This is a genomic window from Onishia taeanensis (assembly GCF_003268885.1).
GTDB classification, from domain to species: Bacteria; Pseudomonadota; Gammaproteobacteria; order Pseudomonadales; family Halomonadaceae; genus Onishia; species Onishia taeanensis_A.
The window spans coordinates 174,014-189,483 of sequence record NZ_QLSX01000005.1 but is presented as its reverse complement, the minus strand read 5'-3'; the positions used below and the strand labels follow the sequence as shown (position 1 = coordinate 189,483).

12 protein-coding genes are annotated in these 15,470 nt (G+C 56.4%); all 12 read left to right on the top strand.

Features of this window, described 5'->3' with window-relative positions:
* The first annotated feature begins 13 nt into the window (after nucleotides 1–13).
* Complete coding sequence (locus BCL93_RS08875; protein WP_112054917.1) at nucleotides 14–1,594, top strand: NADH-quinone oxidoreductase subunit L; 1,581 nt, start codon at nucleotides 14–16, stop codon at nucleotides 1,592–1,594.
* Nucleotides 1,591–4,077 (top strand): YbcC family protein, encoded by a 2,487-nt coding sequence (locus BCL93_RS08870; RefSeq protein ID WP_112054916.1) that lies wholly within the window; start codon nucleotides 1,591–1,593, stop codon nucleotides 4,075–4,077. Before BCL93_RS08875 ends, BCL93_RS08870 begins: the two co-directional genes overlap by 4 nt.
* Before the next feature lie 562 nt (nucleotides 4,078–4,639).
* Nucleotides 4,640–5,023, top strand: a complete 384-nt coding sequence (locus tag BCL93_RS08860) for a DUF302 domain-containing protein (protein ID WP_112054914.1) — start codon at nucleotides 4,640–4,642, stop codon at nucleotides 5,021–5,023.
* Between the two features lie 136 nt (nucleotides 5,024–5,159).
* Nucleotides 5,160–6,479 (top strand): APC family permease, encoded by a 1,320-nt coding sequence (locus BCL93_RS08855; protein ID WP_112054913.1) that lies wholly within the window; start codon nucleotides 5,160–5,162, stop codon nucleotides 6,477–6,479.
* 204 nt (nucleotides 6,480–6,683) lie between these two features.
* Nucleotides 6,684–7,022: a hypothetical protein gene (locus BCL93_RS08850; RefSeq protein ID WP_258396207.1), complete on the top strand. Its 339-nt coding sequence runs from the start codon at nucleotides 6,684–6,686 to the stop codon at nucleotides 7,020–7,022.
* A gap of 393 nt (nucleotides 7,023–7,415) precedes the next feature.
* The gene (locus BCL93_RS08845; protein WP_112054912.1) at nucleotides 7,416–8,987 is read left to right on the top strand and encodes a cation:proton antiporter; all 1,572 of its coding nucleotides are present in this window, start codon (nucleotides 7,416–7,418) and stop codon (nucleotides 8,985–8,987) included.
* A gap of 190 nt (nucleotides 8,988–9,177) precedes the next feature.
* A complete protein-coding gene (locus BCL93_RS08840) occupies nucleotides 9,178–10,797 on the top strand; it encodes a BCCT family transporter (protein WP_112054911.1) in 1,620 nt (539 codons plus the stop codon).
* A complete protein-coding gene (locus BCL93_RS08835; protein ID WP_112054910.1) occupies nucleotides 10,769–11,233 on the top strand; it encodes a universal stress protein in 465 nt (154 codons plus the stop codon). Before BCL93_RS08840 ends, BCL93_RS08835 begins: the two co-directional genes overlap by 29 nt.
* A 783-nt stretch (nucleotides 11,234–12,016) precedes the next feature.
* Nucleotides 12,017–12,739 (top strand): hypothetical protein, encoded by a 723-nt coding sequence (locus BCL93_RS08830; RefSeq protein WP_112054909.1) that lies wholly within the window; start codon nucleotides 12,017–12,019, stop codon nucleotides 12,737–12,739.
* A gap of 159 nt (nucleotides 12,740–12,898) precedes the next feature.
* Nucleotides 12,899–13,741, top strand: a complete 843-nt coding sequence (locus BCL93_RS08820; RefSeq protein WP_112054907.1) for a methyltransferase domain-containing protein — start codon at nucleotides 12,899–12,901, stop codon at nucleotides 13,739–13,741.
* Nucleotides 13,742–13,872: 131 nt separating this feature from the next.
* Nucleotides 13,873–14,286, top strand: coding sequence for a hypothetical protein (locus tag BCL93_RS08815; RefSeq protein WP_112054906.1), 414 nt, complete (start codon nucleotides 13,873–13,875; stop codon nucleotides 14,284–14,286).
* Nucleotides 14,287–14,404: 118 nt separating this feature from the next.
* Nucleotides 14,405–15,343 (top strand): DUF6414 family protein, encoded by a 939-nt coding sequence (locus BCL93_RS08810; RefSeq protein ID WP_112054905.1) that lies wholly within the window; start codon nucleotides 14,405–14,407, stop codon nucleotides 15,341–15,343.
* The last annotated feature ends 127 nt before the right edge of the window (nucleotides 15,344–15,470 follow it).

Genomic DNA, 15,470 nt, shown 5'->3' with positions numbered 1-15,470 from the left:
TCGGAGTTTTTCCATGCACTGGAACGAGCTGTTGCCCACTATCCTGCTCTCCATGGTGCCCACCGTGCTGGCGCTGGGGGCCTTGGCGAGCGCCCGTCAGCCGCGTAAGCGCGCCTGGCGCACCGCAAAGATTGCGACTTCGAGCGGTCTGCTGCTCGCGGTGGTCCTGCTGGGGCTGGGTGTGTTCCAGCTGCTGCCGGCGGTGAGCGGTGCCTGGTTGACCACGCCGCTGCACCTGATCATGCTGTTGCTGGCCAACTTTATCGGCTTCGTGGTGATCCGCTACAGCGCTACCTATCTGCAGGGCGAACCCCGGCAGCGGCGCTTTGTCGTGCTGGCCCAGACCGTATTTGCGGCCGTCAGCGTGGCGGTGCTGAGCAACCATCTGGTGGTGTTCCTGGTGGCCTGGCTGACCATCGGCCTTTCCATGCATCAGCTCCTGATGTTCTATCCCGATCGCCCCCGGGCGGCCCTGGCGGCCCACAAGAAGTTTCTCTTTGCCCGCGGCGCCGAACTCTGCGCGCTGGCGGCCTTCCTCTTGCTGTACCTGCACCACGACAGCGCCCGCATCAGTGTGATTACCGGCGCCTATGCAGCGCCCGGCGTCGCGCTATCCATCGGCGAACAGGCGGCGGCCTGTCTGCTTGCCCTGGCGGCGCTGATCAAGTGTGCCCAACTGCCCCTGCACGGCTGGCTGATCCAGGTGGTCGAGGCACCTACTCCCGTTTCGGCGGCGCTTCATGGTGGTGTGATCAACCTTGGCGGCTACCTGCTGTTGCTGTTCTACCCGCTGCTCAGTGCGTCGACTCCCGCTCAGGCATTGATCCTGGTAGTGGCAGGCGTCAGTAGCGTGCTGGCGGCACTGGTCATGATGACGCGCATCAGTATCAAGGTGCGGCTGGCCTGGTCGACCAGTGCACAGATGGGGCTGATGCTGGTCGAGATTGCTCTGGGGCTGGTAGAGCTGGCGCTGCTGCACCTGATCGCGCACTCCTGCTACAAGGCCTACGCCTTTCTCAGCTCGGGGGAAGCGGTACAGCAGGACCTGCAGCGCCGGCAGGCGCCCGGAAGCCACCCGACGCTTTCGCAGTGGCTCTCGGCCGGCGGCATCAGCGCGGCGATGGTGGTGGCGCTGGGCGTCTTGGTTCGCTCGACTACCGACTACACCGCCTTCGATGTGCTGAGCCCCTGGGTGCTGCTGACCCTGGCCCTGACGGTCTTGCTGGCCGAACGGCGCCGCCAGGGCGCGCCCGACTCCGGCGCGCGTTTCATCGGTCTGGCCGCATTGGTGATGCTTGCCTATTTCACCCTCAAGTCGCTGTTCGCCGCGCTTCTGCCCGCTTTCGAGCACACGACGTCCCTATGGGCGGATCTCTGGGTCAGCCTGCTATTTGTGGTGCTGTTTGCGGGCTACTGCCTGCAGCGCTATGGCCTGCACCTTGGCTGGGCGCAGAAGCTGAACCTCTACTGCTACGCCGGTTTTTATCTGGATGAGTGGGTCACCCGAAACACCCTGAGACTCTGGCCGCATGCGTTGCCGAGTCGCATCCAAGCCAAGCAGCTGCACTCCGACTCTCGTGAGGGTTCGCTATGACGATTCAAGAAAACGCCAAGATCGCATTGACTCACCCGTCCGTGACCGTGGACGACCACCCGCCGCTGACGCCCGCGCACGAGCAGGCACTGGATCGGGCCTGCGGAAGCGTCGCCCCGACCTGGCCGCTGGATCGCCAGATTGCGGTCAGCCCATACTGGGCCATGCGCGGGGACAGCGCGGCCAACGTCTTCGCCCGGCTGTCGGCGCTTGCCAACATTCGCTGCCTGATGCCGCCAAGCCACTATCTGGGAGCCTGGCAGCGCGGCGAGATCAGCGATGATCATCTGACCCAGGCGGCCAAGCGGATCGGCTACCAGGGGAGCTACAAGAACCTGCTGCAGGTGGTCGAGGACCTGGCCCGGCTACCGCACTGGCACAACATCAGCGATCTGGTGGATGCGCGCCGCGACCGGCAGCACAAGATGGCCTGGCGTGACGAGATCACCCACCAGATCAGCCAGTTCTGCGCCGCCTACTTCCAAGAGGACGGGCCGCTCAACGCCGAACGCCTGACCGCGCCTGCCGACAAGCGCCTGTATCAGCACTGGCGCGACATGACCCTCAAGGATCGCGGCATCGCCATCCTGATGGGCGAGCCGAAGCTGCGGCGTTATTTCGAGACCCTGCCGCACACCGAGGACGACCTGTTCCAGGCCGCGATCGCCGAGCTGGATGTCGATGCCAAGCGCCTCGACGGCTATGCCCAGGCGCTGCTGCTGGACATCAATGGCTGGGCGGCTTGGGTCGCCTATCAGGATTGGCAGCGTGCGCTTGCCTCAAGCGAGGCCAAACAGCGGCCGTCCGACATGCGCAGCCTGCTGGCGATTCGCCTGGCCTGGGAGCTCGTGCTGTGGCGCTACATCCGTCAGGAGCGACCCGATCAGGCCGAACGGCTGATGGCCCTGTGGCACCGCGAGCTGGTGGAACTGCCGGAGCAGATCGAGCGCCATCACCGCGCACAGCAGCCGCTGTGGGTGTGGCAGATCGCCAGCGAACTCGCTTACCAGCAGCCGCTGCATCGGGCGCTGGGCGAGTCGATACGTGCTCCATCGCCGGCCACCCCACCCGAGCTTCAGGCGGCGTTCTGCATCGATGTGCGCTCCGAACCCCTGCGCCGAGCGCTGGAGCAGCAGAGCCCGGCGATCCAGACCCTGGGGTTTGCCGGTTTCTTCGGTCTGCCGCTGGAACATCGGCCGTCCGGCGCCGCGCTGGCCCAGCCCCACTTGCCGGGCCTGCTGGCCCCGAAGGTGGCCCTGTGCAGCGGCTCGGCCGAAGGCGACCGCCGCTCCGCCCAGCGGCTCAACTGGCAGGCGCGCCTGCAGGAATGGAGCAAGGCGGCCAGCGCCACCTTCACTGCGGTGGAGGCCGGAGGCCTCATGTACGCCGGCAAGCTGCTGCGCCGTTCGTTGGACCCCAAAGCTAAGCGCGCCCCCATCGCCATGGATCAGCTCAGCTGGCACTGGCGGGACAGCGGCGAGGCGCTGAGCCTCGATGACAAGGCAGGGCTCGCCCACACCATCCTCAACGCCATGGGGCTCACCGAGCAGTGCGCCCCCCGGGTGCTGCTGGTAGGCCACACCAGCCAAAGCAGCAACAACCCGCATGCGGCGGGGCTTGAGTGCGGCGCCTGTGGCGGGCAGTCGGGGGAGGTCTCGGTGCGGGCCCTGGCCCGGTTGCTCAATGACCCGGTGCTGCGTGAGAAGCTTGCCGATACCGGCCTCGTCATTCCGGAGCAGACCCGCTTCGTGCCCGCGCTGCACCACACCATCACCGACCGGATCGAATTGCCGGAGGCCGAGGGGGATAATAATGACCCGCTGAGCCCGGCCGAGCGGCAATGGTTCGAGCAGGCCGGTGCTCAGGCCCGTCGTGAGCGTGCCCCGCGGCTCGGCCTCTCGGCGGAGGAATCGGATCTTGCCAAGACCCTCGATCGCCGTGGCGCCGACTGGTCACAGACCCGCCCAGAGTGGGGGCTTGCCAACAACGCCAGCTTCATCGCTGCCCCTCGCCAAATCACGGCGCCTATCGATCTGGCCGGTCGCAGCTTTCTGCATGATTATGATTGGCGCACCGATCCAGACTTCTCGCGGCTTGAGCAGATCATGACCGCGCCCATGGTTGTCGCCCACTGGATCAACATGCAGTACAACAGCTCCGTGCTGGACAACCGCAAGCTGGGCAGCGGCAACAAGGTGCTGCACAACGTGGTCGGCGGGCATATCGGCGTGTTCGAGGGCAACGGCGGGGACCTGCGCATCGGCCTGCCGATGCAGTCGCTGCACGACGGCGAGCAATGGCGCCACGAACCCCTGCGCCTGAGCGTTTACCTGGCGGCGCCGACTCTCGCGATCGAGGACATTATCAGCCGCCACGAGATGCTTAGCTCACTGGCAGATAACGACTGGATCAACCTCTTCGCGCTCAATGACCAGAACGGCGAGATTGTCGCCTACCGCGGCGGGCAGTGGGTCACCAGCTAGAGACAAGACTCGCCACGGACGGCACGAACTCTCGGCAGCCTCGCGGTTGAGTGAATTGGCCAAGAGCTGGAAAAGAAATAAGTGTGATGTGAAAAGCCCCCGAGCCAGTACTGGCTCGGGGGCTTTTTTTGCAGGGGTGCTTTACTGTTGGATGGTGCGACTGATGGAACTGACCGTAGCTTTGAATCCACCTACACTACTGAATACGTTGGATGGTCTAGGTCGCTGAGACGACCAGGGTAAATGACAACATTGCTGAATGCAGGGACTACCGCATGGTGGCTTTCACACGAACCATCAACTTGGGCGGTCTGCTGTGCGTATTCATAAGCCGCTCCATTTCAATATGGATGTATATACAGTTCTATTGGTTCCAGCAAAACGCGCAAGCACACGAATTCTGCATGGATTGCAGCTCTAGAATAAATTTTTATACATATCAATGGATTAGGTGTGGCAAGGGCGCGCAAGACAACATTGTTGAACGCGCATACGTGTTCAAGTCAATAAACGAGCGTGTGGTCTAATGCCTGTTATACGCAAAAAAATCAGGAGAGATGATATGTACTATGTTGTGGATACAGAAAAGTCTTTTGAGCAAGCTTCCACGGATCTTGAAATCGAAGTCAAGAACCTAGGGTATGGTGTACTTCATATTCATGATCTTGGAAAAACCCTTCGTAGTAAAGGCGTAAGCTTTGAAGAAGATTGCAGGGTGTTTGAGGTCTGTAACCCAGAGCAAGCCGCCAAAGTGTTGTCAATCGACATGCGGCTCAATATGGCTTTGCCATGTCGTATTTCAGTGTTTACGGAAAGAGGGTCTACCAAGATCGGGCTGATAAAACCGGCCCAAATGCTGTCTGCCTTATCGAATGACCCAGCCCTGATAGAGATAGCAAATGATGTTGAGGATAAAACAATTCAAATGATAGACAACTCAAAATAATGCGGGTGCGTATAACAATTTCTTGCAGTCGGAAAAATTGCTGCGCTGGAATTAGCAATTTGCCGTTGATGCTGGGTGTTGTGTGTAACCGGGATGGAAATCGCCGATCCTGGATAAAGGAGATATCAGTGGAGATATGAATACTACAGATGATAGGACACCGCGGTATCGTAAAGATAGTCTGACATTGGTTGGAGCTGTTGCGCTTGGCACTGGGGTTATGATTGGGGCAGGCATATTTGCCCTGACCGGTCAGATGGCTGAGATGACCGGGAGTCTTTTCCCGCTGGCCTTTCTTTCGGCCGCACTGATTGTTTCATTCAGTGCTTACTCATACGTAAAATTGTCGAATGCTTATCCGTCCGCTGGTGGAATAGCCATGTACCTGGAAAAGGCTTATGGCAGTACGCTGACAACGGCTTTCCATGCCTTGTTGATGTATTTTTCCATGGTCATTGCCCAGAGTTTTCTGGCTCGCACATTTGGGGCTTATACCCTGCAGTTGTTTGAAATCGACGATACCAGTTTTCTGGTGCCAACACTGGGTGTCGGGTTGTTGGTGGTGGCCTTTCTGATTAATTTATCCGCTAACCGTATGATCGAGGGTGTGTCGTCGGTGCTCGGATTTATCAAGATAGGCGGTATCGTTCTGTTTGGCGTTGTTGGGGTCACGGTGGCGGATTCGGTGGAGGTGAATTTCTCAGCCCAAGGCCCTGAAACATCATTGGCCGGTTTTCTTGGCGCGACGGCCCTTGGGATTCTGGCCTTTAAAGGCTTTACTACCATTACCAACAGTGGCTCGGAGCTGAAAGACCCGCACCGGAATGTGGGCAGAGCCATCATGATCTCCATCGCGCTTTGTGTTGTTATTTATGCGCTGGTGGGTTTTGCTGTCGCTAGCAACTTGTCTCTTCAGGAAGTTATCGAAACGAGAAATTACTCGCTGGCCGCAGCTGCCAGGCCGGCACTGGGCGAATATGCTGTGTGGTTTACGGTTGTGCTGGCTATGCTGGCGACAGCAGGTGGAATTATCGCCAGCATATTTGCAGTTTCCCGGATGTTGGCAATGCTCACGGAGATGAAGCTTGTCCCTCACAGTCATTTTGGGATGCCGGGCAGCATCCAAAAGCATACTCTGGTCTACACCGTAGTCCTGGGTCTGCTGCTGACGGCTTTCTTTGATCTGACACGAATCGCAGCCTTGGGCATTATCTTTTATCTGATAATGGATGTAGCCGTACATTGGGGCGTGTTGCGTCATCTCCGACAAGAAATTGGTGCCCGTAGCGCCGTTCTTATTGGCGCTATCTTTCTTGATCTTATCGTTCTGTCTGGCTTTCTCTGGATTAAGATATTCACCGATCTACTGGTGGTGGGCGTGGCTTGTGCCGTAATGCTGACGATCCTGGTTGTTGAAGCCCTCTTCTTGCGACACAACCCCATCGTGCCTAAATGAAAACGCATAACAAAAGCATGCAACGGACGGTGCTACGCGCCGCCTCGGATGCCTGGCGTTATACGCCAACGGAGGAGACGTGCATCGGTCGCGCTCCAGTGAACCGTGCGGTTGCGGGAAGATTGGAATATCCCCTTTCTGATCTGAGCAGGGCTGGCGCCAAGGTACGGCTCTGGGCGTGAGCTGAACGGCATCGACCTTTTCATGCCCGGCGAGCATTTCTCGTCAGTGGTTCAGGCCGGCCAGGCGTTCGTCTCCAAGGCCGCCGCTCACCGCCAAGAGGAGGGCTGGGATCTGACCTACGTCCAGTTCAAGTATGAGGGCGCCAAGGTGGAGGTCGGTAGCGCAGATGGCCCGCGAATCCTTGAGGCAGGCAACCAGACCTGGATCCCGCTCGATATTGATTTCTCCCGTGATGAAACCGTTCAGTTGCTGGGCATGGCGTTGCCCCTGATGCTGAAAGAGGCCTTGGTCAGGTATACGTCGGCGCTTGCACGATCCGTGGGTATTCAGGATGTTCGTTCCATCCTTGAGAGTACGTAAGCAGGCAATGCACCGGATGCCAAAACCTGCGCTTCGCGGCGGCTGTGTCATCGGTGGTGGCCGGCCTCAGGCGCCCGCACTCTGGTGTTATTTCCGAACCAGGAGGGAGGCTTCGCCTGGCATCCCTCGGTCCGACCTGGCTGTCTTCCGTTCAATTCTCGCGCTGACGACACGCGAATGAGGCGCACCAGTCAGTGCTAGACTGGCCCGTGACGCCTAGGGTGCGACCGTATCGGGGCGCACGCTCTTGGGAGGAGGGCGACGACGACCCGTGGCGCCGGCGTGTCCGGCGGCTATCGGCCGACTCTGCCAGTGTCACCCTGCTCCCCGTACCCGCTGCATCGGCGCGTACGGCCAGGGCCCGTGACAGGCTGGACGAGGGAGGGGATTCGGATGAGCAACATCGATGTCGCGTTCATGCTGCTGGCCCTGGCCCTTGCCACGGCGCTCGCCGCGCGGCACACCAGCCTTCCTGCGCCGGTCCTCTTCGCCGCGGTGGGCCTCGCTGGCGGCGCGGCCTGGCACCTCGTTCCGAGCCTGCCGCCGGTGCGCATGCCCCCCGACCTGGTGCTGTTTGCCTTCCTGCCACCGCTGCTCATGACGGCCGCCTACGCGCTCCCCCTGCAGGCATTCCGCCGACAACTCCTGCCGATCGTGCTGCTCGCGGTCGGCCTGGTCCTCGTCACTATGGGGGTCGCTGCCGTCGTCGGACATGCGCTGGTTGGATTATCCTGGGCGGCTGCGTTTGTCCTCGGTGCGATCATCGCACCACCGGATCCGGTGGCGGCTACGGCCGTCGCTGGCAAGACAGGACTTTCGCAGCGGCTGGTTGTCATCCTCGAAGGCGAAGGACTGGTCAACGACGCCGTCGCGATCGTCGCCTACGGGATCGCTGTCGAGGCGCTGGTCTCCGGGCATTTCGCCTGGGGCGGGGTGTTCTGGTCGCTGTTGCGCGAGGCGCCGACTGGCATCCTGATCGGACTGCTGATCGGTGGCGGGGCAGCGCTTTTGCGTCGACACGCTGACAGTGTGCCTCTCGAAGTCAGTATTTCTCTGGTCATGCCCTACCTGGCCTACCACCTCGCCGAACGATTGGGTTGCTCGAGCGTGCTTGCCGTGGTCACGCTGGGCTTCATGTTGCGCTGGTCGAGTTTCCTCGTGTCTTCGCCGGTGGCGCGTCTGGCGGCGCGCACGGTATGGAATTTCGTGCGTTACGCCAGCACGGCGCTGGTGTTTCTGCTGCTCGGATTACTGATCGGCGAGATCGCCGTCGGCTGGCCGGGGCGTGACGTGGTCATCGCCGGGGTCATCCTGTCCGCCGCGATCGTGGCGATCCGCATTGCCTGGATGTTGCTGGTGCCGCGACTGGTCGCGGCGCTGGGGGGCAGCCAGGCGGTGAAATCATCAACCGCCGAACAGTTCGTGCTCGGCTGGGCCGGCATGCGCGGCGTCGTCTCGCTGGCGCTTGCCCTGGCCTTGCCGCTGAGCCTGGGCGGCGACGAGACGCGGCACACGATCGTGTTCCTGACCCTGATCGTGATCATTGCCACGCTGCTCGTGCAGGGGGCGACGCTGATGCCGCTGGTGCGTTGGCTGAAGGCCGGAGACCCGGAGCGCGAGCATCGCGATGAGCGCCGCGCCCGCCTGAAGGCGCGCCAGGCAGGGGTGGCGGCGGTTCGCGACGCCAGCACGGCCGGTATCGACCCGGAGGCGAGACGAGGCCTGATCAGCGACCTCGAGGCAGGCAAGCTTGGCATCGCCGGGGCGAGCGCAGATGGCACCTGCCACCCGCGCACCCAGCTGTTGCTGCAGGCGCTCGACGCGCAGCGCGACGTCGTGAACCATCTGCGCGAGGCGGGACGCCTGAGTGACGAACTGGCCGAGCGTCTCGATACCGAACTGGATGTCGACGCGATGAGCGCACGCGGCGAGGGGACGCACCTGACCGACGGGGGCAAAGACTGAGCGGCGTTCGCCGGGGGTAGCGCGGCCAGCTGGCCGCCGGCGCATTCCACGGGTGTATCCATGCTTTCCCGGCGGTTTTGTTGACGAGCAGCGACCATGGAACCGGAGTTGATCGGTGTCCCGCAACCGGCTGACGCCTGTGGTAGCGTAAGGTAGTTCGCCGCTTTTTTCTGAAGTAACGGAGGCGCATGTGCTGGAACGGCTGCAACGTCGGTTGGGACTGCAGATCATACCGGGGGTGTTTTTCACCTCGGCCGGGGTAGCCGCACTTTTTGTCGCGCTGGCGGTCCCGTTCGACCAAGCCGTTGCCGACAGCTTCGGGCTGCTCACCGGCTGGGTGGCTCGTAACCTGGGCTGGTTCTATATCCTCGCCGTGAGTTCTCTGTTGATCTTCCTGCTCGGTCTGGCGGTCAGCCGCTATGGCAACATCCGCCTGGGAGCCGACGACAGTCGTCCCGATTACTCCAATCTGACCTGGTTCACCATGCTGTTTGCCGCCGGCATCGGCACGATCCTGATGTTCTGGGGCGTGGCGGAGCCGATTTCCCACTTTGCCCACCCGCCTTTTGACGGCGTGGCGCCGGGGTCGGAGCGGGCGGCCAGCGATGCCATGACCATCGCGCTTTACCACTTTGGCTTGCACACCTGGACCATCTTTGCCTTGCCGGGGCTGGCGATCGGCTACTTCGCCTACCGCCATAACCTGCCCATGCGCATCAGCAGCCTGTTCTATCCCATCCTCGGGGAGCGGGCCTTCGGGCCCTGGGGCGGGGCGGTGGATGTGATCGCCGTGCTGGGCACCCTGTTTGGCGTGGCCACCTCGCTGGGCCTCGGGACCCTGCAGCTGAACAGCGGCCTGAACTATTTGTTGGGTGTGCCGTCCTCCGGCCTGGTCCAGGTCATCCTGATTGCCGTCATTACCAGCATCGCCGCGACATCGGTGGCGCTGGGGCTGGACAAGGGAGTGCGCCGGCTCTCCCAGCTCAACATTGTGCTGGCGATGATCTTGCTCGCCTTCGTGCTCGGTGTAGGCCCCACCGTGTTCATTGCCGAAGGAATGGTTCAGAGCGTGGGGGATTACCTCGATGCGTTGCCCCGCTTGGCGTTCTGGACCGAGACCTTCAAGGACACCGACTGGCAACGCCAGTGGACTCTGTTCTACTGGGCCTGGACTATTTCCTGGGCGCCTTATGTCGGGATCTTCATCGCCCGCATCTCCCGGGGGCGGACCATCCGCGAGTTTGTGGGCGGTGTGCTGTTTGCGCCCACGGCTTTCACTCTGGTGTGGTTCGGCATCTTCGGGCTGTCCGCCATCCAGGTGGAAATGAACGGCCAAATCGCCCTGGCCGAGCAGGTACAGCAGGACCCCTCCGTGGCCATTTTCGCCTTCCTGGAAAGCTTGCCGCTGGCCAACGTGGCATCGGCATTGAGTGTGGTCATCATCGTGATTTTCTTTACCACGTCATCCGATTCCGCCTCGCTTGTGATCGATATGCTGACGCGGCGCGACGACCAGCGCTCCCTGGTGCGCCAGCGCATCTTCTGGGCGGCAGCCCAAGGGGTGATCGCATCGACGCTATTGCTGGCCGGTGGGCTGGACGCCCTGCAGAACGTGATTACCTCCCTTGGGCTGCCCTTCTGCATTCTGCTGATTTTCATGGCGGTGGCGCTTTTCAGGGCGCTCCGGGCCGATTATCGGGGCTACAGTATGGATGAGCTGGTCCAGGGAAGAGCGTTTCCGGAAGTGGAGGCCGCCGCTGACACCACACAGGAGATCGAGGATGTATCGGAAACTGTTGATCGCCATTGATCCGGAAGACGACGGCGAGGGCAAGCGCGCGATTGAGGCCGCCATGGAACTGCTGGCCGATGACGGTGAGCTCCACCTGGCCAGTGCTTACAGCCCGGGCGGTGGCGGGTTTTTCCCGCACGTGACGGGAGAGGCGCCGGGGGAGAAGGAGGCCGAGGTGCGTGACACGCTGGATCTGCTAGTGCGCAAATATCTGCCCTTGAACCGCAACGCTAACCTGCATGTGGTGGCGGGCAGCGCCGGCGAAAAGCTGGTGGGTCTGGCGGGTCAGCTTCGTGCCGACCTGATGATCCTGGTATCCCGTGGTTGCAGCGGTTACTGGCCCCTGCGCCGGGCGACCGTGGAGTATGTATCGGTGAATGCCCCGTGCCGGGTCCTGGTGTTGCCGTCGCTGGAGAAGGCCGGCCCTCAGGCAGCGGACGAAGAGGGCGATTGACCGGCGGCGCCCTCCTGGACCAAGCTGCCTGGATCAGGTCCGGATGGGCACGTCGGCTCTGGCAGAAGTACCGACATACGCACCGAACACGCCGCGGGAAGTGACGCCATTCACTGGCGTTCACGGCGATCGTCACCGCTGAGCGCGCCCATCACACAGCCCCCGAGCCGGTCCCCCGGCTCGGGGGCTTTTTATGCGCGAGCGAGCGACGGCTGCGACCAATCGACGTGTGGTATCTATCAGCACGTTCGCATACGCTGGCGGGTTAAGGTTGCTTAGATAGCCGGGGAATACCGACTTCGCTCCAACGCAGGGACTACCGCAGGGATGGCAGGAAGCCATCACGGCTTGCCGGGTAGGGGCGGTAGCGTGCCCGGTTCCCTTTGCGAAATCTCCAGGGCCGGTGGTGCGTCTGTCTCTTTTCTCCCTCCGCATGTTGGCCTTCACTCGCTCCATCAGCTTGGGTGGTCTGCTCTGTGCGCCCATCCGTTGTTGCCTGATAATATGGATGCATATACAGTATTATTGGATCTGGCAAAATGCGCCAGCACGCGAATTCTGCATAGGTAGCCGAGCTATTCTTAGAAATCTTTGCTATCAATGGGTTAGGTAAAAGACGCCGCGCTCGGTAATATTGTTGAACGTGCCAGCGCGTTCAAGTCAATAAACGAGCGCGCTGTCTAATCACTGTTAGCCCTCAATGCACCAAAGGTTGATGGAGTACAAATCCAATAAGCAAATAGTTTGTTATTGTTTTGGAAATTTAATTATTAGAGAATAAATATGCCGTTAAGTCATTCTTTTGAAGATCTTGCCCAAACATTTAGAGTACTAATTGAAGCTGATTTTCGTTATAAGAAGCTTGTTGCCATTGACCGTCCAGAAGCTGTTGGGAACGTGGAAACAGCAATAAATGCAATGCTAAATGCGTTTCACAATTTGTACGATTTGATGCAACAAGAACTTGGTGCTCCAGTCGATTGGTACGATACACCGGAGCTTTGTGTGATATTAGCAATCAGAAATGCTCGCCATCACAACAAAGCGAATAGAATAAGAAGCATATACAATTATCACGTTCAAACCGCAGCGACACCAAATACCGAACACACATATTATTATGCTAACTTTCTTGCTAACCCAGAAGAGGAGGGGGGGAGCTTTTTTGATATTCCGATCTCATGGGGTGATATAAAAGAGCTTTTAGAACTACCAAGAGCTGAATCAAGGCTTCGTGCGTCTGCTTCAGATATCATTCGCAATTATGTTAACGCCGACTTAATTGAGTCTTCTGCAGAGGAGGCAGGGGTTGAAGAGAACGATATTTTTATTAACTTTGTTCCATTGGCGATGAATGCAGGTATCAAACTACATAGTTACATTGAAACACATGTAACACCACAGTCTGTCGAGGCAACATCATTTCTAGACTTATTTGGTTTGGTCGCTCCATCAATTACGTCAGAACCTGACTGCGATACCATGTCATTTAGCTTACCCGAGTAAAAGGGCTAACAAACTGTTTAAGAGTGATTCGCAACGCGTGGCATTTTTACTATGCGTTGCGTGTAGTGTTTAAGGTGTTATGCGGAAGCTTTTGTATTGCGTTGCTCACACCTTAACAGGGCGTTAGCAATCTTAATGTGAGTAAGTCGGAGTATATGGATGTTAGATGAAGTAAAAGAGTTCATTCAAAGCAAAAGGGCAGAGTATTTAGGTGATTGGGGAGATGGTAATGCATCAAAGTTTGAAGCTGATGAGCACTACAAATGGATGGCTGACTTTCTAAATGGATTTGAAAGAATACTTGAAATCGGGACGGGGGATGGGCGAGCAACTCTAGAGTTAGTAAAACGCGGTCATAAGGTAATTAGTTTGGACGAAAATTCAGTTTGTCTAGACGCAGCTCAACAACGATTAGAATCAAATGGTTTTTCTGTTTGTCGATTACAAAGAGAGACCATAGAATTGGCTCCTCAACAAAAGTATTCAATTAGTTACTCAAAAATAAATCACGACTTATCAAGTCAAATAGATGTGTATTTAATTGAGAGTGATGTCCTGAATGATCCAGAGGTAGTGAAGTGGCTCCAAACAATAACTAAATTTGATGCTGTGATTTGCTGGCTAATGGGGACCAATGCAGCTAGAGCTCACAATGAAGCAATAAATATTAGTCAAATGCCGACGCCTTTTCACTATCGAATATTTGTTCAAAATGAAGTCTATGAAATAGCTGACAAAATACTGCGAAGTAATGGGATCTTGCACATTGTAGACAGAGGGAAAGAGTTAGCTGGGAAAAATGAGAAGGATGACTTAATTGAGTCACATAGGGATCAAGCAAGTGTGACTAATTTAGTAGTCCAAAGTGCAGTGGAAAGTCGCGAATACGAAGACCCAAATAACGGATATGATGTTGGTATGGTTACTAATGTTGATGATAAAATTGTTCAGGCAGCATTTGATAAAAAATATCTCCATTCAATAATAAGTTTGCAACCATAGAACGATTGCTAACAAGGCCTTAAAGTAGGATTCGTAACAGTTGGCTAGGTTCCGCTTCGCTTCACATTTTTGCCAACGATTACTCACCGCTTAAGGCGGCGTTAGAGGGCTAATGAGAGTGATGGAGTCTCATGGAAAATAGGAAAGTAAAATGGCTAATCTACACAGTATTGGTCGGCTTGATCCCTATAGCATCTAGGGTTCTAGTTTGGGGTGTAACTCAGCCTGGAACGATTAGCATCCTCGCTGCATCCGACTTTATTGCATTTGGGTTGATTCTTCATATATCAAATATTAATGAAATAGAGCACCTTGGCGATGGTGAAAAAACATGGAAAACCATACAGAATGGGACCTCGATACTATTTATTGCTTTGTATAGTGTTCTTTTCGCCTTGACAATGTTGAGCGAAGGGGTTCCGGGCTTTGTTGATTCCGCAGTGATTAAAATTTGCGTTGTTGTTTTAGCGGTTGTTTCATTTTTAATCAGCTTTTCGGTATTTCATAGGATTTCAAATATTCAGAAGTCGGAGGCAATCCAATGAACACTTTGGTGTTGGCTGCAACAGTGACTATTGGGCTGGGTGGCATTGGCGTTGTCGTTTGGTCATTCATTAATACTAGAAATAAGTATTACAGCGAATATATCGAAAGGAAGAGAAGATGATTAAGAGTTTTATTTATCTTGATGAGCAGAAAATGTATTCGCTCTCTTCCCAAATATTTGAAGGGATTACTGAGTATGTATTGAATGAATCTGGCAACGACAATGAAGAGAAAGAGAGTCAGAAAGGGCCTGTTGGTAGTGGAAAGATTTTAGCGGATGTTATTAAGAATAGCAGCAAGTCTACCGAAAAAAAGTTTTTACACGATTATTCATTTACAGTATTTGAGAACTATTTAAGACAAGAAGGTAGGATACTAGATTTATCTGGTTCATCTATTGATCTAGATGAAGTAAAAAAATCTATAAACGACGTTTCATTTGTTAAGGTAAAAGCTAGAGCTATATTCAACGATGTAGATAAAATTACTGAGTTGTTTACTGAATTTAACACCATCGGCGAAGCTCTTACTCACATGGGAACATATGAAGAGATACAAAGCCTGAAAGCGCAGCTTGACGAGCTGAAAGGTCAGACGAATGATAGAAATGAAAAGTCAAGACTGGAAGCGGAACACAAACGATTAACGAATATACCAAAGTTGGCAAAGGAGAGGGGGCTGCATAAAGATCCTAGATTTATGAGCGATCTTGCTTTGCTTACAAAATACGGATTTTCTGATCAGTTTGAGATCCAGCAAATTGGTGGAGATATAGTTTTCACATCATGCCTTAAGCGAGAATTTTTAAGAGAAAAAGAAGATTTGCTGGTAAAAAAATATTCTAGGAAGACTGAAAAAGAGGTCGTGGTATTTGGCCTGATTTCACAGGCTTTCTCTGCTTTTGAGCCAAAAATCGACGATGAGTCTGAGTATGAGAACATGAAAGCAGGCCTAATGAATATTGTCGAGCACTTAACCAATATTGAAAACTCGATCTCTGGAAAACAAGAAAACGAAATTGTTATCGACCCTATTGCTGCTTATTTCGAGGTGTAGGCACCCTCTAACAATTGCAGGCAGAGCGACAGTTTCGTCGTTGCTCCTTCGTCACAACAACAAAACCGCGCCTGCTGCAGGCGTTAATTCCCCACCAAGGATACATGGCTGCCACAACGCAAAGCTC